Annotated in this window: 18 protein-coding genes and 1 pseudogene; 15 read left to right on the plus strand and 4 right to left on the minus strand. The window is 34.5% G+C overall.

All coding sequences use genetic code 11. The annotated features are described in order from the left end of the window. Window position 1: 1 nt before the first annotated feature. The gene (locus A3Q34_RS09385) at window positions 2-796 is read right to left on the minus strand and encodes a S1 family peptidase (RefSeq protein ID WP_070375119.1); all 795 of its coding nucleotides are present in this window, start codon (window positions 794-796) and stop codon (window positions 2-4) included. Between the two features lie 134 nt (window positions 797-930). Here A3Q34_RS09385 and A3Q34_RS09390 point away from each other — a divergent pair, with 134 nt between their 5' ends. The 4 genes from A3Q34_RS09390 (at window position 931) to A3Q34_RS09405 (ending at window position 5,406) form a co-directional block, all read left to right on the plus strand. Beyond that, entirely contained in the window at window positions 931-1,755 is an 825-nt protein-coding gene (locus A3Q34_RS09390; protein WP_070375120.1) for a patatin-like phospholipase family protein, read from the plus strand. Window positions 1,756-1,867: 112 nt separating this feature from the next. After that, window positions 1,868-2,674, plus strand: coding sequence for a PEP-CTERM/exosortase system-associated acyltransferase (locus tag A3Q34_RS09395; RefSeq protein WP_070375121.1), 807 nt, complete (start codon window positions 1,868-1,870; stop codon window positions 2,672-2,674). Window positions 2,675-3,060: 386 nt separating this feature from the next. Continuing rightward, the gene (locus A3Q34_RS09400) at window positions 3,061-3,915 is read left to right on the plus strand and encodes a ThiF family adenylyltransferase (RefSeq protein ID WP_070375122.1); all 855 of its coding nucleotides are present in this window, start codon (window positions 3,061-3,063) and stop codon (window positions 3,913-3,915) included. A 429-nt stretch (window positions 3,916-4,344) separates the two neighbouring features. Further along, window positions 4,345-5,406, plus strand: coding sequence for a PEP-CTERM sorting domain-containing protein (locus A3Q34_RS09405; protein ID WP_070375123.1), 1,062 nt, complete (start codon window positions 4,345-4,347; stop codon window positions 5,404-5,406). Between the two features lie 430 nt (window positions 5,407-5,836). On the opposite strand, the gene A3Q34_RS20490 is transcribed toward A3Q34_RS09405, so the two are convergent. From A3Q34_RS20490 to prsT (A3Q34_RS09415), 3 genes are all read right to left on the minus strand, one after another. Then, window positions 5,837-5,995: a hypothetical protein gene (locus tag A3Q34_RS20490; protein ID WP_157470929.1), complete on the minus strand. Its 159-nt coding sequence runs from the start codon at window positions 5,993-5,995 to the stop codon at window positions 5,837-5,839. Window positions 5,996-6,344: 349 nt separating this feature from the next. After that, on the minus strand, window positions 6,345-9,005 hold the full coding sequence (gene prsT / locus A3Q34_RS09410; RefSeq protein ID WP_070375124.1) for an XrtA/PEP-CTERM system TPR-repeat protein PrsT: 2,661 nt from the start codon (window positions 9,003-9,005) through the stop codon (window positions 6,345-6,347). 45 nt (window positions 9,006-9,050) lie between these two features. Then, window positions 9,051-11,828, minus strand: a complete 2,778-nt coding sequence (gene prsT, locus A3Q34_RS09415) for an XrtA/PEP-CTERM system TPR-repeat protein PrsT (RefSeq protein ID WP_083277960.1) — start codon at window positions 11,826-11,828, stop codon at window positions 9,051-9,053. Between the two features lie 196 nt (window positions 11,829-12,024). Between prsT (A3Q34_RS09415) and xrt the strand changes: the two genes are divergently transcribed. From xrt to A3Q34_RS09470, 11 genes and pseudogenes are all read left to right on the plus strand, one after another. After that, window positions 12,025-13,452 carry an exosortase gene (gene xrt, locus A3Q34_RS09420; RefSeq protein WP_070375126.1) on the plus strand — a complete coding sequence of 476 codons (1,428 nt, stop codon included), beginning with the start codon at window positions 12,025-12,027 and terminating at the stop codon, window positions 13,450-13,452. Window positions 13,453-13,555: 103 nt separating this feature from the next. Next, the gene (locus A3Q34_RS09425) at window positions 13,556-14,896 is read left to right on the plus strand and encodes a UDP-glucose dehydrogenase family protein (RefSeq protein WP_070375127.1); all 1,341 of its coding nucleotides are present in this window, start codon (window positions 13,556-13,558) and stop codon (window positions 14,894-14,896) included. Between the two features lie 34 nt (window positions 14,897-14,930). After that, complete coding sequence (locus A3Q34_RS09430; RefSeq protein ID WP_070375128.1) at window positions 14,931-17,105, plus strand: right-handed parallel beta-helix repeat-containing protein; 2,175 nt, start codon at window positions 14,931-14,933, stop codon at window positions 17,103-17,105. A gap of 30 nt (window positions 17,106-17,135) precedes the next feature. Further along, window positions 17,136-18,074: a glycosyltransferase family 2 protein gene (locus A3Q34_RS09435; protein WP_070375129.1), complete on the plus strand. Its 939-nt coding sequence runs from the start codon at window positions 17,136-17,138 to the stop codon at window positions 18,072-18,074. Further along, window positions 18,064-19,137 (plus strand): GNAT family N-acetyltransferase, encoded by a 1,074-nt coding sequence (locus A3Q34_RS09440; RefSeq protein ID WP_070375130.1) that lies wholly within the window; start codon window positions 18,064-18,066, stop codon window positions 19,135-19,137. The genes A3Q34_RS09435 and A3Q34_RS09440 overlap by 11 nt, the downstream gene beginning before the upstream one ends. A 45-nt stretch (window positions 19,138-19,182) precedes the next feature. Continuing rightward, window positions 19,183-20,595, plus strand: a complete 1,413-nt coding sequence (locus tag A3Q34_RS09445) for an O-antigen ligase family protein (RefSeq protein ID WP_231907459.1) — start codon at window positions 19,183-19,185, stop codon at window positions 20,593-20,595. A 14-nt stretch (window positions 20,596-20,609) separates the two neighbouring features. Further along, complete coding sequence (locus A3Q34_RS09450) at window positions 20,610-21,029, plus strand: adenylyltransferase/cytidyltransferase family protein (protein ID WP_070375132.1); 420 nt, start codon at window positions 20,610-20,612, stop codon at window positions 21,027-21,029. A gap of 34 nt (window positions 21,030-21,063) precedes the next feature. Beyond that, window positions 21,064-22,983 carry an asparagine synthase (glutamine-hydrolyzing) gene (gene asnB, locus A3Q34_RS09455; protein ID WP_070375133.1) on the plus strand — a complete coding sequence of 640 codons (1,920 nt, stop codon included), beginning with the start codon at window positions 21,064-21,066 and terminating at the stop codon, window positions 22,981-22,983. Between the two features lie 16 nt (window positions 22,984-22,999). After that, the gene (locus tag A3Q34_RS09460) at window positions 23,000-23,812 is read left to right on the plus strand and encodes a hypothetical protein (RefSeq protein WP_070375134.1); all 813 of its coding nucleotides are present in this window, start codon (window positions 23,000-23,002) and stop codon (window positions 23,810-23,812) included. 197 nt (window positions 23,813-24,009) lie between these two features. After that, a pseudogene (gene tnpA / locus A3Q34_RS09465) lies at window positions 24,010-24,421 on the plus strand (IS200/IS605 family transposase). A gap of 87 nt (window positions 24,422-24,508) precedes the next feature. Beyond that, entirely contained in the window at window positions 24,509-25,339 is an 831-nt protein-coding gene (locus A3Q34_RS09470) for a hypothetical protein (protein ID WP_070375135.1), read from the plus strand. The last annotated feature ends 264 nt before the right edge of the window (window positions 25,340-25,603 follow it).

Below are 25,603 nucleotides of genomic sequence, written 5' to 3' on the forward strand. Positions count from 1 at the left end.
ACTAATTAGTACCGAGATAATCAATGTTATCTTTTTTTAGTAAGGCTAATAAATATTTAACCGGAATCGCGTATGTTATGCCACTAGGATTAGTAATAACCGCTTCCTTTGACTCCTGCACAAAAACCTTATTAATAATACCAATCACTTCTCCTGAATCAACATCATATAAAGCACTGCCACTATTGCCAGGGTAAGCGGTAGCATCAAGTTGATAAACTAAATAAGGATTACGTAACATTTTCAACATTTTAATACTAATTTGCTGAGCATTATCCACCGGGATTATCGTTGGTGTAATACTGGCAATAATACCGCGGTGGGTCACTGGGTATAGGCCTAAAACAGCGCCAATAGGAAAGCCCGTAAAAGCAACATAGCTGCCCTCTCGACTAAACGCTTTATTTGCAAGTTGCATCGCAGGCAGTGGCGCGCCATGGATTTTTAGTACGGCGATATCGTGCAACTGCGAACTAGCGACAATATCAGCGGTTCGCACTTTCGCCGCTTTCCCAGAGCCAGTAAACACCGCCATTTGTTGAAGAATATTTGCATCAAGCTCTTTGGGTAAAACGTGAAAGTTGGTGACCACATAGCGGCCATTACCGATAACAAAGCCACTTCCGTTCAAACTATTTTGCTGGCGCCCCGATGGCGTATGAACACCAATACCCACTACTGACGGTTTGATTTTTTCAACGGTATCTGCTAAATCGGCCAGTACTGAGCTGGTATAAAAAATTAAATAAACACTTAATATTATTTTCAAATAACGCATCTTAAACCCTCCATTCATTAGAAATCTTATTTATCGTCAATAAGTTTACTGCGTTTTACTCGCAAAAACAGCTATGATTACTCATAATTAAAATAATCATAACAATATGTTATATCCCTGTAGGCAGCTATTTCTTAAGGTCGTTCAACAGTATGACAAAAAAAACAGTAGTTCCTATCTTCGCTGGCGGCGGCACACGACTGCCTGCACACGTTGGTATCTTACATGCGTTACAAGCTTATGACATCGACTTCAATCACTTAGTAGGGGTTTCGGGTGGCAGTATTGTTAGCAGCTTATTTGCAGCTGGCTTAAGCCCTGCTGAAATTAAAGATATCGCGTTAAATACTAATTATAACAAGTTCCGAGAATTTTCATTATTAAAATTAATTCGCAACGGTGGCTTAAGTTCAGGTGACCGTTTTGAACAATGGATGGATGGCCTACTCAGTGGAAAAACATTTGCCGAGCTTGATTATAACTTACATATTGTTGCCACAGATGTCGCTAAAGGTACCCCCGTTATTTTCAACAAAGAGCTCACCCCTGATGTAAAAGTATCGCTGGCGGTAAGATTCTCGATGTCCATTCCCTTAATATTTAGTTTCAAGACTTTTGGCGAACAGGTCATGGTTGATGGCAGTATTTTATCTGAAGACGCCCTCCATCGAGACTGGGCAAAAGACGGTACACCGGTACTATGTTTTCGCCTTAAGGGTGAGCATGAAAATAATGAAGTTAATATAAAAGGTTTTTTCCCAATTTATAAGTACGTGACCCTGCTTATTCGTACCTTTATGACCACGATCTCGCGCGAATATATTAATGAAGCCTTCTGGCACAATACCGTAGTAGTTAATATTGGCAATTACTCTGCCGTTGACTTTTCCATGACGACAGAGCAAAAACAAAGCTTATTTGATATTGGCTTTAAAACAGCAGAGGAAGTATTACCGATAAAACTGGGAAAAAAATAAATTTATTAACAGTTAATAGTAATCTTTCTCCGGTATTAGGTTATATTAATAGTATGTCTCGTGACGTAATGACTTCTATCACGAAATAACATGAAGACAAATGGATGAGAAGATGAGTCTAAGCAAATTAATATTAAATTCCCCTATCATTGGCGATGTCGCAAAAAAAGTGGCGTCGTTTAAGGTCAATCATGATGCTGGAAATATTTCGGAGCATTTTACCAAGTTTCTCAAGCCACAATACGCCTCGACTGACAACCTACGTAACGAAGTATTTAAAATTCGTCACAATGTTTACTGTGAAGAATTAGCCTTCGAAAATCAAAAAGACGATGGCATGGAAATGGATGATTTTGATTCTCACTCTATTTTCGCTCTAATTCAGCACAAACCAACCAATAATTACACCAGTTGCGTACGTATAGTTCGCTCAAGTAATGAAGATGAATTGTTACCGATTGAAAAGTTTTGTTATGACGCGATTCAAAACAAAGACTACGATCCTAAAAGATTCAAACGTGAAGAAATTGGTGAGATTTCTCGCTTGGCTGTAAAAGCTGACTTCAGACGTCGTAAATCAGATCGTTTTAAGGGTTCTGCCATTGGTGCCATTAGTGAAAGTTCATATTCTGAATCAGAACTGCGCTGCTTCCCATTTATTGCGATTGGTTTATATATGGTTGCTGGCACTTTAGCTATCGATACCGGTATAAAACATGCTTATGTAATGATGGAGCCACGTTTAGCCCGTAGTATGAAGTTTGTTGGCATTAAATTTGTACAAATTGGTGAGCCCATTGAATATCATGGTTTACGCGCTCCTTATTATATTAATGCTGAAATATTTTTAGAAAACCTAACAAGTGGCTTTAAGAGCTTGTATAAAGAAATACAAAAAGATATCCGTAGCCAGTTTTAATTAACTATTTCGAATATTCACTGTTCATAATATCATCATAGAAAATACTTGTAAAAGTAGCGAAAATAAAATTTCTTTCCAGTAAAAAACTCTACCTTCTATTCCTGCTTTTAAATCATCATTAACATCAAATTTGTCTAATGATTTAAAAAACACTTACACATATGCGTATGATTAATTTTAAAAATTTCATTAAACTTCCTGTACTTTTTACTGGATTTATTGGCTAAATATCATAATGAAGCATTAATTTATTTTTTAAAATAAAATTTAAATAATCGCACCTACATAATTTGCTTATCAAGGTGTATATTTAAAACATAGCCTACTGGGTATAGTTTTAATCTTTCGGTTTTTCGAATAACTACAAAATAAATGGAGTGTGAATGTTTAACTACGAAAAAGCCTTTTCTAGAAACATTGGTTGGGTTACAGAAGATGAACAACAAATGCTTCGCGGTAAAAAAGTTGCAATAGCTGGCGCAGGTGGTGTTGGTGGAGTGCATTTACTTACCTTAGCAAGATTAGGTGTAGCAAACTTTAACATTTCAGATTTCGATGATTTTGAAGTACATAATTTCAATCGTCAATCTGGCGCGTTTATGTCAACCCTAGGTGAACAAAAAGTTGATGTTATGGAACGAATGACTCGCGATATTAATCCTGAAGCACAAATACAATCTTTTCCGGAAGGTATATTTGAACATAACGTCGATAAATTCCTTGAGGGTATTGACTTGTATGTTGACGCTTTAGATTTTTTTGCTTTAGAAGCTAGAAAAACCGTGTTTAAAAAGTGTTATGAAAAAAAAATCCCTGTAATTACAGCGGCACCTCTTGGAATGGGAGCTGCCTTTTTATGCTTTATGCCAGGAAAAATGACCTATGAAGAATATTTTCGTTTTGAAGATAAAAAAACTGAAGAAGACCAACTCATTCAATTTTTAATAGGTTTGTCTCCAGCTATGTTACAGCGCTCATACCTAGTAGATGAAAGCCGTGTGAGTTTTAAAGAAAAACGTGGCCCTTCTACACCTATGGCAGTTAACCTTTGTGCCGGTATAGCAGAAACTTATGCGCTTAAAATATTATTGGGTCGTGGAAAAATAATAGCAGCCCCTTACGGTTTGCATTTCGATGCTTATCGCAATAAATATAAGAAAACATGGCGGCCTCTTGGCAACGCAGGGTTAATCCCAAGAATAATGTTTAAAATAGCTAAAAGAGTTGTTGCTCAATAACCATTAGTTATTAATTTATGCAATAGTAGTATATTTTTAATCAAAAGTAACAGTTACTGATATACAAAAGTTAAATGCCATTTTAATTATATAACAGTCGTTACGTAGAAAAACGACTGTCTCAATTGAATTTACAATGTTAATGGGCAGTGTTTTTGTGACTAAGTCTACTCGTGCTATTTTCTTTGCTTGTTGAAGATAAATAATAGCTACGATTAAATTATACTATTTAAACAAAGATAGATTAAACTTATAGTGGTATTAGCATAATAGAATCATCTAAATATATATGTCAGGTTATTTTACAACCTCATAATTTCAAATCCACCAAAACAAAATCAAACCATAATAAACAATAACTTAAAAAAGTGGCATAAAATAAGCATATATAAATGTATTCAAATTTACAACGACTAAATGGAAACTACTATGACTAACAAGTTTAACAAAATCGTATCTGCTCTTGTTTTATGTGGTGCAACGACTTTCGCTTCGGCAAGCGATATGCAAATTGACCCTACAGCTACTCCTGGTGGCACGCTAACAAGTATATTTTCAAGTATAACTGCTGATGAAATCAAGCCAGTTTCAGCATACTTTGATTTAGACAATAACGGTATTACTACTGGCGACCTAGTTTTTGATAGCGCTTTTGGTGAACAATTTGGTTCATTAAATCCTACAAATTCTGATTTAGGTTTTAATGTTGCTCCTGCAGGCTGGACACTTTTTGCTGATTATGAGTTTTATGGTGCTGCTATAGTAATCGATGGTTTGCTAGATAGCGACGGCAATGGTTATTCTGATGCTGATTTAGACGAAAATGGTGTTATTGGTAACATTCTATATGGATCGACTACAGATCTTGATTTATGGCAAAATCAGCCTGGTAATACTGGTAACGCTGACGGTGTATTAGATACTGGCGAAGAGCTTGCTGCACAGTTTACAGGTGGTTACATAAACGTATTTTTAAATACTCCTTATACTGCTTCTGAATCAAGTGGTGCTTTTGACGGTTACAATGGTATTGGTGCTCGTACTTTAGACGCAAATACTCAACTTGCTATGCGTTTTAATGTAACAGGTTCATCATTAGTTGATGTATCAATTCAGATCTACTCACAATTATCAATGATAATTGATGACTTTTTATACTCTCCAGGAGTTGGTGATGTAAAAGATTACATTGATTTAGCAGGGAATAATGCTTTCGGTACTTTTAGTAGTGAACTAAATGGTTTAAGTAATAGCCCTACAGTTAATACAGATTATGTTATTTCAGACCTACAAAATGGTGTTATAAATAATATATTAAATACAAGCGTTGCTTACAACGCTGGTACCAATGGTAATGTGTCTGTAAAAACTAGAACAACAACTATTGCATCTGCTAACTTGTTAGTTTCTGTGCCAGAACCAGGAACTATCGCTTTATTTGGCTTAGCACTTATTGGTTTTGCTGGTTCAAGAAAACGTAAATCTAGCTAATAAAGAAAATATGTAAACATTACAAAAGCCCTTTATATTTTATATATAGGGCTTTTTTTATAATTGTTATGTTCTGAAATTATTCACATACTTGGAGTTTTGAAATGAAAATATCAAGCACTCTCATAAATAAACACACACCGTATTATATTACACTTTAATTTAACCGTTACCGATAAACTGGTAAAGTCCAAAAGCACTGCCCACAAGTTACTGAACACTCCCTGCTCCCAGTATAGCTAACAATGTCAATACATTTACCCAAAACCAACCATTAATCATGCTAGCATTCTTGTGATAAACATTGAAGATTAACCACGAGTGAAATCAGCTTAAACAATGCCAACTAACCCCATTAATCGATTTCGAAAATCAACAAACCGAAACTGAGTATGTAAAAATATCTTTAGAGCTTCTGAGAATATGTTCATCAAATAAACTCACGTAATAATTGAGCTAAATAAAGAGCGGGAGCTTTACTCGGTAAAGTGAAAGATTCACAGCCACTGTCTGAAGATATTGACTCAAGGCGGAAAAAAATTTCAACTTCTTGTATTATTCTTGCTTGAATAAAAGCATTTTGACTCACACCTAACTTTTTACAACATGTATAAAGTTACCGTTGATATTTGGTGTTGATGACAATAACCAACGATGATTAAGCCACTCATATTTGCTCTTTGAAAATGTTTTGCCATTGAGATTGACTGTGGATAATATCCATAAATTTCTCAAAATTGTTTTGAAGTAACTTACGTAAACTAAAGATCATTTGTTAGATGCATTTATTCGGACGCTCACTGTGATGCGACATATACGTAAGTAATAAAAAGTAAAAAAAAGACCAGATGCTTAATACGCTGGTCTTCATTGACTTTCTAAATATCTATTAGGAAATACTAATTAAAAATAAACTCATATATTACTTTATGAATTAGTTACATAGACAAAGCTTTATTATACTTAACCTTTATTTTCTCATCATTATTTGACAATTCAAGAGCACGTTTTAAGTAATGTAACGCTTGTTTTTTATCACCCAAGTGTATTTTTATTTCACCAATAGTATCTAAGACCTCAGGAATATTTGGCGCAAGCTCAATAGCTTGCATCCCATATTTATTAGCGAGTGCTAAATCTCCCTCTTTTAAATATATTCCTGCTAAATTATTCAATGCTGGAATATTTTTCGTTGATGTCTTTACAATTATTTCATAATGGGACTTAGCTAATTTTGATTTTATAGCAAGATATTGATCTGCCAACAACACCCTGCTACGAATATCATCAGGTTTGTCGCTTAAGTGACGCTCAAGAAACTCTAAACCCAGCGACTGCTTTTTTGATACATAATATGTAAGATAAATTAATGTTGAGTATTTAGCATTGGGGCTTGCTTTATAGCCACTTATCAACAGAGGCAAAGCTTGCGTGTATTGCTTTTGTGAAAATAATATTTGCCCTCTTATCCCTTGTGTAAAAGGTAAGTTTAACTCCTCAGTATTTAGTGTACTTAATATGTCACTTGAGGCTAAAGGCGAGTTACTTAACATTAACAAATGTGCTTTTATAATTTTTAGTTTGTTATTTTTGACTATTTCTCTTATTGCATTATTTACAGTCTCTATTGCTCCTTCGATATCATTTTCATTTTCTTGCAAATCAATTTTTTGAAGCCACGCAGTTAACAGCTTAGGGTTGAATTCCAACCAACGTGTATATGTCAGTAATGCTTTATCAATCTGTTTTGTTCCTTTATAACTAGCAGCAAGCATGGACCAATAATCATCTGGTAAACTCTGCACTTCATTCTCATCTATCGCGATTAACAGCTGAATAATGTTTGAGTATTTACGTTCTGATAACCAAGCACCTGCTAAAATCAATCTATACTGCATAGATTTTTTTTCTGCAAAAGCTTCTTGCAGATAGACGATAGCCTGACTTGTATCGCCTTGTGCTTTTTTAATCCGATAATTTATAACCAAAGCACCTAAATTAGTAGGCTGTTTAAGTAATATTTTTGACACAGATTTATGTGCTTCAACAAAGTTCTCACTTTTTATGTGTTCTTTCACAAAAAACATAAGTGCAGTAACATTATCAGGCTCTAAGGATAATGCTTTTGTAAAACTATTTTTAGCTTTATTAAATTCTTTTGTTTTTAAATAAATAGCCCCCTCAAGGTTATATGATAAAACATCCTCAGGGAATTCTACTTGCATGTTTTTCACCATTTTTAATGCTTTGTCAAAATTATTTGTTTCCACATATGCAGCAACTAATGATAATTTCGCCTGTAAGTGATCAGGGGATACGTCAACCGCTTTCTCAAGATCTAAAAGACCTTCCATATCTTTAAGTGATAATTTTAAAATACCAAGTTTCATGATGTTTGATATATCGTTTAACTCGGTGCCTTCTAATTTTTTAATTACCTTTTTAGCTTTTTCATCTTTTCCTTCACGTATCAAAGCATAAGTCGCAGCTACATAAAGTGAAGTATCGTCCTCTGATATTTTTTCAAATTGTTCAAGGTTTTCAGTAGCATCATCGTAATACCCTAGGGCTAACTCTGTCATCGTCAAGATTCTAAAAGCAGGGTGAGCTTTATCCAACTGTTCTTTGAGAGGAGAAAGATATCGGTATGATTGTTCGTATTCTTCCAATTGATAGGCGATAACACCGGTTAGTAGTTTATTCCCTGGTGTATCTAAACCATTTTGCATTGCTTTAACTAAATGTAATTTCGCATTCAATAAATCATTTTTGGCATATCTAACAACGCCCTTGAGCTGGTTGGTAAATGCATGATTAGGTGCAACTAAAAGTACTTCGTCTAGGTGAACTTCAGCTTCATCATAATTTTCATTTTTAACATAAGAATTCGCTAACATTAACTGAATGCTTATATCGTCTGGTTGAATTTCTTGGTATCTTTTGAATGCTACAATTGCTTGCTTATAATTTTGATCAGCAAAGGATAATTGCCCTTTTAACATCAGCCCATCAATAAAGTCTGGTGTCTCCAAAAATAATTGTTCAAGGATATTTAATGCTTCACGATTATTTTTTTCACTGGTTGCTAAATATGCAGCACCTAATCTTCCATATGAAGAATCAGCGGATATTTCAATTGCATTATTAATAGCTTGGTATGCTAGTTCATCTTTGTTTAATCTAAATAGAGAGAGTGCCTTATATACACCGACTAAAGCCCAATCTTCCGGTTGACTAAAAGATAGTCCTTCGGAAAACTCAAGAATTTCAGAATATTTATTCTGTATCTTATAAGCACGCAATAAAAGAATGGCTGCATCTATATTGCCTAATTCATAAGCCTTTAATAGTTCTTTTTCTGCATTTAAGCCAGAACCTGACTCTAGATATATTTTACCAAGCAATACTCTTGCATTTGAGTTATTAACATCATTTTGTATTACATTCTTTAAATTAATTATGGCTGCATTAACATCACCATTTTTTAATGCGACAGTTGCTGAAGCTATTTGCTCTTCTGCAGTTTTATTTTCACTACAAGCACCTAATAATAAAACAGTAATTAAAATTGAAATCGCTAAATTAGAGTTCTTTCTCATGAGATTATATGTCCTTAATTTTATTATTTATGTTAGTCACATTTTCTATAGTTTTGGATTGACCCGATTAGTTAATTGCTCTTTTCTATTCATTATCTCTATGTTTTTACTTTTTATTCGTGTCAGCACCGCCATTGCTTCTTGATTTTTATCATTTGCAATGAGCACCTCTGCATAATTCAGAGATATACTTGGATCTTTTCCTTGTGTTATATCATAGGCTTTCATAATAGCTTGCCACGCATCAATTTTACGCCCTGATTTAAGTAAAACCATTGCTCTGGTATCGATAACATTAGGATGATTAGGTGCTAACTTAATTGCTTCAGCAGAATACTTTAATGCTAGCTCTACATTATCATTTTCAAGGTTTAACCAAGCCAAATTATTGAGAACAACAATATCATCAGGTCTTTCTAACAGCATTTTTTCATAAAGGGGTATAGCCTTTTCTTGTTGTGTCTCAAGATAATAATTAGCCAGTATAGAACGAACATTATTATTCGAGCCTTTAACTTCAAGAAAATCTTCTAAGGTGGATATCGATTCATCTGTTGAACCAGCACCTTTTTGTGCTATAGCAAGCAAAATGACATTTTTACCTGATGGGAAGCTCTCATAGAAATTTTTTAAAAGTGGAATGGCTTTTAAATAATTTTTTTCTAAAAGTAAAATTCGACCGTCAACACCTCCAACAACCTTTTCATTAATGTCGCTGTCTAAAAACTCAGGATAAAAAGATTTAGCTGACTGCAACTTACCGTTATCAAGTAATATTTGCATCTTAGCGGCTTTCAGCATCGTATTATTTTTTTGATATCCACTTAACGCTTTATCGACAAGACTCAAAGCCGACTCAACGTCTTTATTACGCATGTATTGATCTAATACTAATATAATAGGTTCGACTGCATATGGATTTGTTTTAATCCATTTGTCGATCACAGCAGAGACGCCATTGCCTTTGTTAATATTGCGATGAGCCACAACACTTAATTGCCAAAGCTTAGCCGGAGAGCTTATTGATGCTTCAAACGAATCAAGAATACTTAACGCATCTTTATAATTATTTTGATCGATTAACACTTGAGCATATAACAGCCCAAAAGCTAAATCATCCGTACTAGACTCAAATATGTCTTTTATTTTTGATGTAGCTAAATCCCTTCTGTTTAGGTCTGTTCTAGCAACCACATAATATAGTTCTAGCATTTTTTCATTTTCAGGAAAAACACTTAGACCCAGTTCTGACAATCGGGTTGCTTCAGCGGGTTCATTTTGTTTCAAAGCTATATTAATTAAGTTTGAAATAGCAAAATAATTTTTTGGAGATAACTCTAAGCTTTTGTTTAAACTAACTTTAGCTAAATCTAACTTGTCTTGCTTTAAATATACCGTTGCTAATATATTAAAAGCACCTGGATTATTGGGATACTTATCTTGCCACGTCTTTGATATTTCAAGTGCTTTATCAAAGTCATTAACTTGTAAAGCGGCTGAAACTAAAGCAAGTTGTGCAGAAAGCATATCAGGCTTCAATGAAAGTGCGCTTTGTAAATTTGTCACCCCTGAAGGATCATTTAACATCAGCTTTAAAATGCCGGTACTTATATTTTCCTCTGCATTGTCACTATCTTTACTTGTTATTTTAGCAGCAAGTTTCTTAGCGTCATCAATCGCGCCAATTTCAGCTAACTGTAAGCTCAACGTAGATAAAAATTGTTTATCATCTTTACTCGACACAGTAAAATCATTTAATGTCTCGGTAATTTCACTAATTAAACCCAATTGCAGTTGACTAATTGCAAACATTTTTAACGCAGGATGTTCTGCAGGTAAATACTGAACAATAGCGCTTAAGTGATGATAACTTTGTTCAAAATTTTCCAAGTAGTAGGCACTTGCTCCAGCAACAAGCTTAAGTTGTGGCGAATTAAAACCAAATAATTCAGCTTGTTTAGCATGCATACTAGCTGCTTTATAGTCTTGAGACTCAAACCTAACTATAGATTTTATATAATGTGCATAAGGTTGGTTTGGTAGACTTTTTAAAATAGAGTCAGCGTATTTCTCAGCACTTTCATAGTCCTTCTCTTTAAGGGCTGCATCAGCTAAAAGTAAAACAATAATTCTTGATTTAGGTTGAATTTTTGCATAATTCAAATAATTTTCACTCACTTCAGCATATAGGCCTAAAGCTGTATTGATTTGAGCGAGCAACATTACTGACTCTGGATTTTCAGGGAATATATCAAGTGATTTGTTAACGGCCTTTTTTGCAGCATCCAATTCATTATCAAATAATAAAAGATAGGCAGTGGAAAGGTAGGAATATGTTGTAGAGACAGACAATTGAATAGAAAGTTGCTCTGATTTTTTTGCAGACGCATTATCTTGAATACGAATATTAGCTAAAATGTTATATGCTAAATATTGAGATTTTAGATCATCAGGTAATTCAAGCGCTTTCTCATTCAATGAAATAACGTCTTCATCAGAGTTAGTGATTAAATAAGCTCTTGCCAATAGTGGAGTAACTTTATTACTTGTGTATTTGAGTTCTTGCGCTTTCTCTAATTCTTTTACGGCCTCAATACCACTACCTTGTTGTAAATAGAGCTTACCCAGTAAAAATCGAGCTTCATTATTTTTAGGCGCTTTAGTAATTGCATTTTTTAATTCGATGATACCTTCATCAATTTTGCTATCGGTAATATATGCTTTTGCATTATCGAGATGAGTTTCGGCAGTTTCACTTTTGCTGCAACTTACAACCACCATCAATACACAACAACGAACTATAATACTTAACCATTTCATCATTCAATCCCTTCAAGAGTTTACATAGCCTTTATACTTATCAATATACTACCTACTTAGTAAACCTCTTACAATTGTTAGTAAAATTAACTAATGGTAATATTAATTAAGCTTTTCTCCTCATAAATAAAAACAAGTATCACAAACAAGTAATTCTCGGTAGTATTAGATATTAAAGTATGAGCAATAACGACTAACAATGAATAAAAACACCTTATTTGATCAGCCAAAAATAAATGCCCCCTTCGTCGGTATATTAATACTTTTTGCCACTATTTGTGCTTTAAACATCCCTGTTTTGGTCACGTTATGGCGACACGGTTTTGATGACGGTACCTATTCACACGCTTTTCTAATACCTTTTATTAGCTTATACCTATATTACGAATTAGCTCAAAGCGGCAAACTACAATTCAGAGAAAAATTTGCAGTTCTTCCCTCCATATTATTGTTACTCAGTTGCTACCTATTATTCATTACAACCAATGCACAAATAAGTGTTGGTTATTGGGGCGCGTTATTAGCCGTATTTATTACCAGTGTAACTATGCTATATCGATTTAATTGGTATATAGTTTTCCCTGCAGCCTTTCTTATTTTTATATTTCCTTTTTGGGGTGTATTAGTCCCTTTACTGCAAAATTTATCGATTGCTGCCGTAACCTATATGATGAGCTTTACCGGTGTACCCACTTATGTAGAAGCAGAGTTTGTTACCATTCCCGCAGGTATTTTTGAAATAGCAGATGGATGTAGCGGCTTAAGATACATGATTGTTTCATTAGCTATTGGTTCTCTCTTTATTTTTCTTAATATTAGAGATACTAAGCGTGCGGCGTTATTTTTATCACTAACAATATTAGGGGCTTTACTCACCAATTGGATCAGAATTACAGCACTAATATTAATTGGTGAGTATACCAATATGGAAAGTAGCCTAATGGAAGATCACAATACTTTTGGCTGGTACCTTTATGTGCCTTTCATGATTTTGTTATTTTACTGGGGAAACAAACTTTCAGATTCTTTATTGCCTGATAAAGTGAAAACTTTTGAAACGTCGAATCCAAATAAATTAGTACTATTTTTTCTAATCATAATGACATTAGCATCATCAAGTACGCTTGGACTTTCGATAATCCAGAATACAAATATCAAACAAATAACAAGCGATAACAAGAAAGAGAACACGCCAGATGTTTATTCATATTCTTCTGTTGTGAATATGAACATACCGGTTAAAAGTACAGATATAGCTTACACTATCTACACTTTCAATGGCGAAGACTTAGATGGCAAGCCAAGCTACTATAACAATAATTTAATCCCCGAAGGTTGGTCTATTCAGCAAGAGTTCGTAGAGAATAACTGGCTAATTTACCAGATCTCTAAACATAATAATCAAGCGCTCGTTTTTGTTAAATATGAAATATCTAATGAAACATCAACCCAGGTAAGGCAATTTAAAGTCAATCGTATTAAAAACGCATTAACGGGTAATAATGACACTAAATTGCACTGGGCTTTTGCGCTATGCAAATCGGATTGTACTAAAGCTGAAACAGAAGCAATAATCCAGTTTTTACTTGATAATTTTAAAGTGAAGAAAAATGAGAAAAGGAATTAGATTAGCTGGTGGAAGTAGTTAAAAGAACAGACTCAGCTTAATTATAATAGTGATTAAAAGATATTTATCGAAATCAAGACGTTAAAAGTTTTAGGAAAATCAAATGAAAGTTACAGTATTTGGCATTGGTTATGTTGGTTTAGTACAAGCAGCAGTATTAGCATCTGTTGGACACGATGTAGTTTGTGTCGATATAGATCAAAGTAAAGTAGATAATTTAAAAAAAGGCATAATCCCAATTTTCGAGCCCGGTCTAACTTCTTTAGTCGAAGAAACCTATAAAAACGGTTTATTAAACTTTACTACCAACGCTAAAGCAGGAATTGAGCATGGCGAGGTTCAATTTATTGCAGTAGGAACTCCGCCTGATGAAGATGGTTCAGCTGATTTAAAATACGTTTTAACGGTAGCAGAAACAATTGCTACTCATATGACCGCCCCTAAAATTGTGATTAACAAATCAACCGTTCCTGTTGGCACTGCTGATACAGTAACGGCTAAAATAATTTCGGTATTAGCAGAGCGAAAAGTCGATATTAAATTTAATGTAGTATCTAACCCTGAGTTTCTAAAAGAAGGGGCTGCTGTAAGTGACTGTAAAAAACCAGACAGAATAGTTATAGGTACTGATAGCGAAAAAGTAAAAGAAGCAATGAGGGAGTTGTATGCACCCTTCAACCGTAACCATGAGCGTATCATATTCATGGATGTTCGCTCTGCAGAACTAACAAAGTATGCAGCCAACTGCATGCTTGCGACTAAAATTAGTTTTATGAACGAAATGGCAAACTTAGCCGAGCTACTAGGTGCGGATATTGAATCTGTACGTCACGGTATCGGCTCAGATTCTCGTATCGGATATCAATTTATTTACCCTGGCTGTGGTTATGGTGGCTCTTGCTTCCCCAAAGATGTTCAAGCATTAGTGCAAACAGCAAATAAAGTTAATTATAAGCCTGCATTACTTGAAGCTGTTGAGTCGATTAACTATAAACAAAAACAAAAACTATTTACTAATTTACATAACCACTTTAATGGTGAGTTAGCGGGTAAAACCATCGCAGTATGGGGATTGTCATTTAAACCTCAAACCGATGATATGAGAGAAGCACCATCAAGAGAGTTAATGGAAGCGTTATGGAAAGCTAATGCAAAGGTACAAGCATACGACCCTGAAGCAATGGAAGAGTGCCAACGTATTTATGGCACAAGAAGAGATTTGACTTTGGCTGGTACAAAAGAGAGTGCTTTGAAAAATGCCGATGCATTGGTTATTTGCACAGAATGGAGTCAATTTAAAGCACCAGACTTTGACATTATTGCGCAACAGCTAAAGCATAAAGTTTTAATCGACGGCAGAAACCTGTTTGAACCAAGCTTAATGAAAAAAAGAGGCTTTTCTTATTATGCTATTGGCCGTGGTGATAGCATAAAAAGTTATTAATACATTTTATTTATAGAGAGTAGAGCTTAGAACCATGATTAAAGAATCACTGAAATGGTTAATTATATTTTTTGTCTGTTTTTTTAATTGTGGTATTCAAGCTGCCGATTGTGATGTTTTTCCTCAATCAAACATTTGGAATAAAGAAATAACAAATGTACCTGTTCATAAGCAGTCAGCTACTTGGTTAAACGCTATTGGCAAAGGTGTTAAAGTTCACCCTGATTTTGGCTCGAACAATTTTAAAGACAAAGCTGCAGGAATCTCTGTTAATTACACCAATAATAATACTCCAAAACATTCAGTTTTGTTTAAATATAAAGCTGAAAGTGATCTCGTAAAATATCCCATTCCCGAACAGGTAAAAATAGAAGGTGGTGCAAGCTCTAAAGGCGATAGACATATAATTTCATTTGATACTGATCAATGCATTTTATATGAGTTATTTAATGTTTACAAAAGAGAGTCTGGTCAATGGACAGCTGGCTCAGGTGCTGTGTTTGACTTGAATAGTAATAATTTACGACCTAATAAATGGACATCAGCTGATGCTGCTGGCCTGCCCATATTCCCAGGGCTTGTTCGCCATAAAGAAGTCGAGTCTGGCGTAATTAATCATGCACTCAGGTTTACTGCACGAACAACAAACAGAGCATATTTATGGCCTGCAAGACATTTTGCATCAAGGCATAATAACCCTAACCTTCCTCCTATGGGAATGCGCTTAAGATTAAAGCCAGACATTGATATTTCAAACTTTTCACCACAAGCAAAAGTCATTGCAATAGCACTAAAAACATACGGTATGATTTTAGCTGATAACGGTGGTCCATTATTCATAAGTGGTGAACCTAATGAAGAATGGAGTCACTGGGGTTTAAAAGATTTAAAAAAACTGGTCAGTAATAATTTTGAAGTCGTAGATACCGATTTCTTACAGATACATCCCGATTCCGGAACAACTGACCCCGATGAGGCTTATAAAAAAGAAAGAATTATCACTAATACAGATAATAAAAAATATAAAAACAAAGCTAAATATTACACACAATTTTATGTTTCTAATTACGGGCATGATTCTTACGACGGTACCAATCAACGACCATGGAAAACTTTGCAACATGCATCAAACCTTGCTGAGCCAGGTGACACGATAAACGTAGAAAAAGGAAATTATAGACCTTTTACGATTTCAAAAAGTGGTACAAAAGACCTTCCAATTACGTTTAGTGCAGACAATGCAAAAATTGATGGTTTTGAAGGAAGTTCGAGAGATGGCATTGAAATTAAAAATGCAAACCATATCACTATTAAAGGATTTGAAGTACACCACGCTAACAGAGCGGGCATTAGCGCAGTAACATGTTCAGATATCACCATCGAGTGGAACAAGTTGGTTAAAAATAATATGTGGGGGATATTCACCGGCTTTTGTAGCAATTTAACCATTAATAACAATATAGCGACTAAATCAGTTAAACAGCACGGTATTTATGTTTCAAATACCTCTGATAACATTTCAGTTCACGACAATATAACCCATTCAAACAATGCAGCAGGCATTCAACTTAATGGCGATAAAAATATGGGGGGTATAGGATTAATTACCAATGCTAGGGTGTATAATAATTTAATTTACCATAATGGTAAGGCGGGAGGGTCTGCATTAAATATGGATGGAGTACAATATTCAAAAGTATACAACAATATATTGTATGACAATTATGCCACTGGAATTGCCGTATTTAAAGATACTGGTGGTGATGGTTCTAAATATAATGAAATTGTTCATAATACCATTGTAATGCCGAAAGATGGGCGTTGGTGCGCCCTATTTAAAGTTAACAGTAGTTATAATGTATTTAAAAATAATGTTTGCGTTTCTCGTCATAATTATAGAGGAGCCGTTAGCATTGACGACAGTTCTTTAATTGGTTTTGAAAGCGATTACAATGCGTACACACCTACATTTACTTTAAATGGCGGCGAAAGTACAATGTCATTACAAGAGTGGCGTTTGATTTCCAATAATGATAAACACAGTAAACCAGTTACCAATATAAACAACTTATTTGATTATTTATTAAAAGACTTCACTCCCTTTAAAGATAGCTTATTAAACGAAAAAGGTATTTATATGAATGAATATCCATCCGACTACATACACAAAAAACGCACTAACCCTCCAAGCATAGGTGCGATTCATTAATAAGTTTATTTTAGAAACATAAGAGTAAATATGTCTATACAAAAAACACAAGTAACCATCGCAATCATCACATGCCGTCGCCCCTTGTGGTTACAGCGTTTACTTAAGTCTTTAATCAAACAAAAAGTGTCTGACGATATAGAATTAAATATACTTGTTGTGGATAACGCGGGTGAAGAAAGCACTGTAGATGTTGTGAACCAAATAGCAAAAAAAAGTAAGTATTCGATTCATTACTTCCATGAATCATCTGCTGGTATTGTTTTCGCAAGGAACCGCTGTGTTGAAGAGTTTTTAAAAACAGATTCACAAAACCTTTTCTTTATTGATGATGACGAATGGCCAGAGTCTGACCAATGGGCACAAAAATTACTTGATAAAAAAGCGGAATATAAGGCTGATGTTGTTACCAGCCATGTAATTTCAGTGGGTGGAGAAGACACCCCAAGCTGGGCAATTGACCTAATTTATGGAAAGAATAATTTAGTAGAGGGTGATAGTGTAAATGTTTTTTATACCAACAACCTTTTACTATCCCGTAAAGTATTAGAACAAGTTAACCCGGCTTTTGACGAAAGGTTTGCGATGACAGGTGCTAGCGATTATCACTTTGCGTTAAAGTGTCAAAAGGCGGGTTTTAACGCTTTTTATACTAACGCACCAGTTTTAGAAGAGTTTCCAAAATCAAGAGCCACGGTTAAGTGGTTTTTGAAAAGAGGTTTCAGATCAGGGATTGGTTTTACAAGAAGTCATCTTTTTGAAGACTCATTAATTAAAACAGTTTTTTATTGTGCTGCTATGTCAGCTATAAGACTATTGCGTGGTATTGGCTATTGTATTTTAGGTATTATAACGTTAAATAAAACAACCTTCGTTGATGGTTTATTCAGATTATGTTCTGCCATCGGTACCATTGCAGGGTTCTTTGGCATTAAACATAACGAATACAATACCATTCATGGCCAATAGTACTGCAGAGCACAAAATAGAGTGGTTATTAGTTGAAGACTTATTATGCTTAAGAGAACATGTAACTCAATGGCAAAAACTCGTACTTGAAACAGGCAGTAACCTATTTTGCTCTCCCGAATGGATAATGACCTGGGCAGAAACTTACTGGCAACCAAGCTGGCAGTTAAAAACTATCATTGGTTTTGAAAATAAAAAACTTGTAGCGATTGCTCCATTATATATACAACCAAGTAAAACACTCATTTCAATATCGAAATTATTACCTTTAGGGCAAGGAGAGCCGGAAGAAAGTGAGGTTTTATCAGAGTTTCAGGATATTGTTTTACTTTATAACACTGAATCGATATATAACGAGCTGGCAAATAAAATACTATCACTTACATTTGACAGTTTGTATTGCAATACGTTATTACCAAACTCAAACTGGCACCGGATATTAGCAAATTTTAAAAAAACCACGTTTACAAACACAGGACAACGATATTTAATAACCAATAATCAAGATTATCTACTTACATTAAGTAAAAATAATAAAGCTAAGTGGAAAAGTTGTAAAAATAAATTAGAAAAATTGAATACGGAATTTATATGGGTATCTGAGTCAGATTACGGTAAATATTGGCAGCAGTTAATTCTATTTCACCAGCAAAGGTGGAATAAAAAAGGCAAACTTGGTGCTTTCTTCCATGATGACTTCATCAAATTCCACGAAATTTTTCAATTAAGTAAAAGTGTAAAAATAAGCGTTATACTGATTGACCATAAGCCTATTGCAATAAATTATTATTTAACCGACCATAATACCTTGTTTTTTTATCAGTGCGGATGGGACGAAAAAGACCATGCTAATTTATCACCGGGATTTTCCTTGCATATTTGGAGCATACTAAACAATCCATTTGAAAATTATGATTTTATGAGCAGTGACTTAAATGATAGTTATAAAAGTACTTTCGCGAGCCATAAACCTGAAAAAATTTACCGGGCCTTATTTGAAAAGAATAAGATAAAGAACATTCTGTTCACCACAATAAAAAAATTATTACACAAATTTAAATAACGGTACTATTAAACAATTAAAATTTATTTATATATACGCTGAAAAATGGATCTCATAAAACCTATGGCACACCAATTCCCACAAAAAGAAAATAACAACTCATCATTAGCCTTCGTTTTATTATTTTTGTATACAGCAGCCGTATTAATACGCCCGCATGAAATGTTTGTTGGAACTAGAGAGTGGATTGTAATAAAAATTCTAGCTATTTTCTGCTTTTTGGCAACATTAATAGGGCAACGCCCAATAAAAATCCACCCTCAACATTGGATGTTACTTGCTCTAGCTCCATTAATAATATTATCTGGTTTTTTCAACAACTCTGGAATGACAGGCTTGGATGAAGCTATAGACTTATTTGCTAGTTCACTTATCCCTCTATTTCTATATACCACTTGTATCACATCAGTTAAACGACAACATGCTCTTATGTATATATGCCTTATTGCTGCCTTAATCATGGTTCACAATGGGCACGTGCAGCAAACCGCATATATGGGAGATGGTTGGGCACTATATTCTCACTCCGTTGGTCGTATTGACTTAGGAGAAAGACGTATAACCTATTTAGGTTTTTTTTCTGATCCTAATGACATTGGGATGTTATTGGTTATGTGCATTCCCTTCACTGTTTATTTTTTCAAAAGTGGTAAGACACTGATAAAACTATCCATGATATTAAGTATCAGTGCGTTATTATATGGTATATACCTAACAGGTTCACGAGGCACTATGTTAGGGGCAGGATCATTAGTGGGCGTTTATTTCTTAGTTGCTTATGCTGGGCCTAAGCTTTTCATCTCATCTTTAATTTTGGCACCTATAGCAGCAACAGTAGTAACTTCACTACAAAGTAATATAGATGATTCCGCTAATTCTCGATTAGAGGCATGGTACCATGGCATACAAATGATGTTTGCTAATCCTGTTTTTGGTGTAGGTAAAAGTAATTTTGTTGAAGTCCATGGCTTAGTTGCCCACAACTCATATATTCATATTCTTGGCGAGTTAGGAATTCCTGGTTATAGTCTATGGGGTGGTGCTTTAGTTTTTACTGTAGTTGTTAGCTATTCTTTTATAAAATTCAAAAACAAAGACAAAAAGGAAGATAAATTTGATAATTTATCTGTACCTAACAGACGATCATCCAATTTAGCCTCAACAAAGAATGAAAAAAGGTTAAAACTTGATGGTGAGACATTAAATAGAGAATACGCTTTAAACCAAACATTATTTTTCTCAATGGTGGGGTTTATGGTAACCGCCTTCTTTTTAAGTAAAACATTTCATTTACTACTCTTTATTTTTATTGGTATGACACTAGCTAGCCATATTAGATTAGTAAGATTAGAACCAAAACTTGAAAAATTCTTTAATACTAACATCGCTATTCGCTCCATGTTATATTGTTGGGTTGTAATTGTAGCAGTATATATCACACTTAAAATGGGTTTATAAGACAAGGAAAAGATATGATTCTAGGATACACAACGGGCGTTTTTGATTTATTTCATGTTGGTCATGTTAATTTACTACGTAACGCAAAAGCTATGTGCGACAAATTAGTTGTCGGCGTAACGACCGATGAGCTAGTAAGTTATAAAAATAAAAAATCGGTTATATCTTTCGAAGAAAGAATGGAAGTTGTTCGCTCATGTAGGTATGTCGATGCAGTAATACCTCAAGAAGATATGGACAAATTTACACAGTGGGAAAAAATAAAGTTTGACGTTATGTTTGTCGGTGATGATTGGTTTAAAAGTGAAAAATGGGAAGCAATCGATAACAAATTTAAAGAAGAAGGTGTGCGTGTTGTCTATTTTCCATACTCCAAAGGTACATCCTCTACATTAATCAATAATGTTTTATTAGACCTTCGTAAAGACAAATAAAAGACTTAACTCAATAGAATAATCAGGGAATAGTATGTGTGGCATTTTAGCAACAATCGGTGATATAAATAAAAACATTAGTAATGACGAGTTTCAAACGGCCTTATCACTACAGGCTCATCGTGGGCCTAACGATATGGGTTTTGAAGCGTTCCATGGTAACAAGCTAGGTCATACTCGGTTAAGTATCATGGATTTATCGGATTCTGGCCATCAACCCATGTATTCTGACTGCCAAAAAGTTGCACTCATATTTAATGGTGAAATCTATAATTTTAAAGAACTAAGAACGACTTTAGAGCAAGAGGGAGTTTCGTTTACCTCTCAATCAGACACTGAAGTTTTATTAAAGTCTTATATCCATTATGGTATCGACTGTATTGAGCGCTTTAATGGCATGTTTGCTTTCATTATTGTTGATAAAAGATCGGAACATGATTGCACCTACGTAGTACGTGACCGCCTCGGAATTAAACCGTTATTTTATTTTAAAAATGATGAAAGTTATATTTTTTCATCAGAAGTAAAGTCTATTTTGGCTTTAGCCAAAAAAAAATTCCCTCTAAATAAGAAAACTGTTTCTTCTTATTTTTCATATCGCTATTCAATACTTGATGAAACATTCTTTGAAGGTATTCAAAACCTTACCCCTGGTAGTTACCTACATATTACCAAGCAAGGTACTACACAACAAAAATATTGGCAGTTAGCAGATTTTGTCGACCAAAGTGAAGACAAAGGTGAAGCTTATTATTTGAAGCGTGTAGATGAATTATTAGATTCAGCGGTTAAATATCGAATGATATCAGATGTACCTTTTGGGGCTTATCTTTCTGGTGGAGTTGATTCAAGTTTAATTACCGCCATTATGGCAAAGTATACTAAACAGCCAATTAAAACTTACACCATAGGTTTTTCAGAAGAAGGCTATAACGAATTCGAATATGCTGATTGTGTCGCAAAACGTTACCAAACCGACCATAAAGCAATAAACATCGATGCGACCGAGTATTTTAATACGTTAAATAAGCTTGTTGCTTTTAAAGACGCACCGTTATCGGTACCGAACGAGGTACCTTTATATTTAATGAGCAAAGAGCTTAAAAAAGATATTACCGTTGTTCTCTCCGGTGAAGGTGCAGACGAGATATTTGGCGGCTATGGCCGAATTTTTCGCTCGACCGATGACTTTACTCACCAAGATATTTTAAAAGAACAAACAGAGACCGCTGCACTTTTTGATAAAAAATATGGTCAACAGCATTTCTCATCAGAACTAGAGCACTTTATTTATAATTACAGCTATACCAAACCGGTATTAAAGCACAACCTGTTAGCAAAAAATGTTGACTGGCAAACAATAGAGTTAGCATTAAATCAAAGGTTTGAGCGAAGCTTCAACGAAGTAGCAGCCTCTGATTATCAAACAAAAATGATGTATACGTTCGAAACGGTGCATTTACAAGGGTTATTATCTCGAGTGGATACTACCACGATGGCAACGTCGGTAGAAGCGCGAGTGCCTTTTGTTGATCACCGCCTAGTCGAATTTGCTTTTAGCATTCCTAACAAATATAAGCTTAAATGGAATTCTGCAGAAGACCAAACCCTTGCTAAAACCAAATTGTCAGACCAAAGTTCAGAAGTGCATGACACGCCTAAATACATCCTTAAAAAGATGGGTGAAAAATACTTACCTAATGAAGTGCTTTATCGTAAAAAAATGGGCTTTCCTGTACCTTTAGACAAATGGCTAGGCGGTAGTTTTGCTGACCAAGCAAGGAAAATTCTAACCGATAAAGACAATATTGCTAACCAAGTGATTGATACAACTTTTGTCCTTTCTTTATTAGATGATAAAGACTTAGCAAAAAATCATAGCTTAGCGATGAAAGTTTGGATGGTTTTAAACCTTTTCGCTTTTTGTGGCAGCTATAAAAAACATTTGAATTAACATATAGGAATATAAAATGGCTAAGACAGTTGTAATATCATGTTGGTTTGGCAAGCGTTTTGATAAACCGAACGAAGAAACAGTGCTAGCTAACTTTAAGGCTGCTATAAAATATTTAGTGAAATCAGTTCTTCCCGCAAGACTTTACCCCCTTTTTAACGTTCAATCAGTAGTACCAATCGCGCCAAATAATTGCGATAGAGCTATTTTTTTTACGAACAATAAACTCCTTAAAAAAGAAGTTTTACTGAAGGGATGGAAATATGAATACCTACAAGCAGGTGAAATAGGTGAAATAGGTGAAATAGACAGTATTGATTCTTCACTAATTGCCAAGAAAATCAAATTTCTCCAGTTAGAACAGAGAATTTTAAACGAACTCTATAGTTTTGACTATGTTCTGTATGTCGATAGCAGAGCTATCGTGGATGACATCGTTCACATAAATAGCCTTTGTGATAAAGGACTAGTAATCAGATACTCCCCAGAATACAAGAACAAAAATACAGTATGGGACGAAATTAATGAAGCTAAAGTAGTCGAACGTTACGCTGCTGCTATGCCAGAGACAATTAGTTTCGTTGAAAATAAAATCAAGGATGGTGAATATACCGATCAGAATAAAGTTATGGCCACAGGAGTCATTCTTTACAAACTAGGCGATATGAAATATCGAAATCGCATTATCTCCCTATGCAATGAAGTCTATGATACGTGTGTCAAACTTAATCAACCTGAATGTCAAATCATTTGGTGTATATTATCCCAGCCTTATGATGATTTAATGACTAAAGTTAAAGCACAAAATATACAGACACGTTCCACTTAGGTGGCATGGTGGCACTGTAAATACCCCATTTATAGATCAGGTTCAATAGAGCTTTCCCAAATAGGTATACGCTCAAGGTATTAAGTTTAAAATAAAATATCTAATGTTTTTAAGTTAATTCGTCCGCAGGAATTGGTTTAAACCCCCGTCTTTTGACGGGATAGCTTTAAGCTAGTAGTTGCGTTTATTATATGGGTATGAAATATCGTAATGGTTCACATACCAAATATAAAATAGAATACCACTTTGTCTGGGTAACGAAGTATCGTTATCGATTTTTAATGGGTGATGTAGGGCTTAGGGTTAGAGAGTTAGCTAGGCAAACCTGTGAGCATTTAGAGATTGTAGTCAGTCAAGATCATGTTCACTTATTAGTTTCAGCGCCACCTAATATATCACCATCAGAGTTAATACGGCGAATAAGAGGTCGAACGTCGACAAAGTTGTTTCAAGAGTTTCCCCCCAATTGAAAAAGCGTTATTGGGGGCAAAATTTTGGGCTAGAGGTTACTTCTGTGACATGGCAGGAGAATTAATAAAAGAGATGATTAAAGAATATCTAGAGCATCACTTTGAGCGTAAACCAAGTGACAACTTTGAAGTGGAGTAATCGGCTTTAGCCGAAATGCTGGACTTTCAGTCCGCTTTTTTTTTACCCACCGTCTTTCGACGTGGGTTGTTTAGTAAGGATAATAGTATGTTAGTAAACAATGAGTTTATTTTTTTGCAGTTACAAAAAACAGGTGGCACATACCTAGAGTCATTAATCTTAGAGCATTTTCCCCAAACTGAACAGTTAGGTAAACATTTCAGACCATCGAAAAGCTTTGACTTTCAAGGAAAGAAAGTAATCGGATCTATTAGAAATCCATGGGAGTGGTATTTATCATATTGGTCTTATAGCTGTTTAAATAAAGGTGGTCCATATTATCAATGTTGTAAAAAGAAATCTCTAACTAAGTTTTTTACTAATGGTCGAAAGTATAATTGTCACCAAGAAATACCATATTGTTTTAATGACCTTACTAACATAACAAAAAGCGAAATAAGCAGACCCAGTAATAAATGGGCACGTTTATATGAAAACGCTAACGATCCTGAAAGATTTAGAGAGTGGATTAAGTTAGTCTTGGCTCCCGAAAGAAAATTTGATCTTTTTCAAGACTATGGTGTTAGCACTATTTCCAACTTTGCTGGAATTTATACCTATTTATTCTTTTTCTTATTCGCAAAGGACTTTCAAATCCTATTCGATGAGTCTATGAGTATTGACACTCTTGAAAACATCAAACTTAATCTTGATGGCATTTTAAAAACAGAAAATTTAGAAAGTGATTTTATCTTTACTTTGAATTCATTGAATATCCCTTATCATAAAGCACTAACTCCGGCTTTAGCGAAGAAAGAAAAAGCAAACACTTCTAACAGAGCTCACCCTACTAGTTTTTATTATGATAAAGAAACCGCAGAATTGGTTGCCAATAAAGAAAAATTTTTAATCAATAAATTTGATTATGTTTTTGACTAAAGTAGTTGGCTAGGCAATGCCGTTAGTACAAACCTTTTGTTTAAAATCACTTTTCTAGGAATGCTGTGCAACATGACTTTGGCCACCTAATTCCATTAAAACTTTGATCATTTTGTTATTCAGTGATCGAAGCTGAGGTTATTGTGCAAATGCATTTAAATGTCAAATTATCAAAACCAAGCTGTTGAAGTAGAGCTTTCAAAAGATAGGAAAATCTTTATATAATTTTGGAGGGATTGCAGCTGGTATTAATATGCCACTTTT

Source organism: Colwellia sp. PAMC 20917, assembly GCF_001767295.1.
Classification (GTDB): domain Bacteria; phylum Pseudomonadota; class Gammaproteobacteria; order Enterobacterales; family Alteromonadaceae; genus Colwellia_A.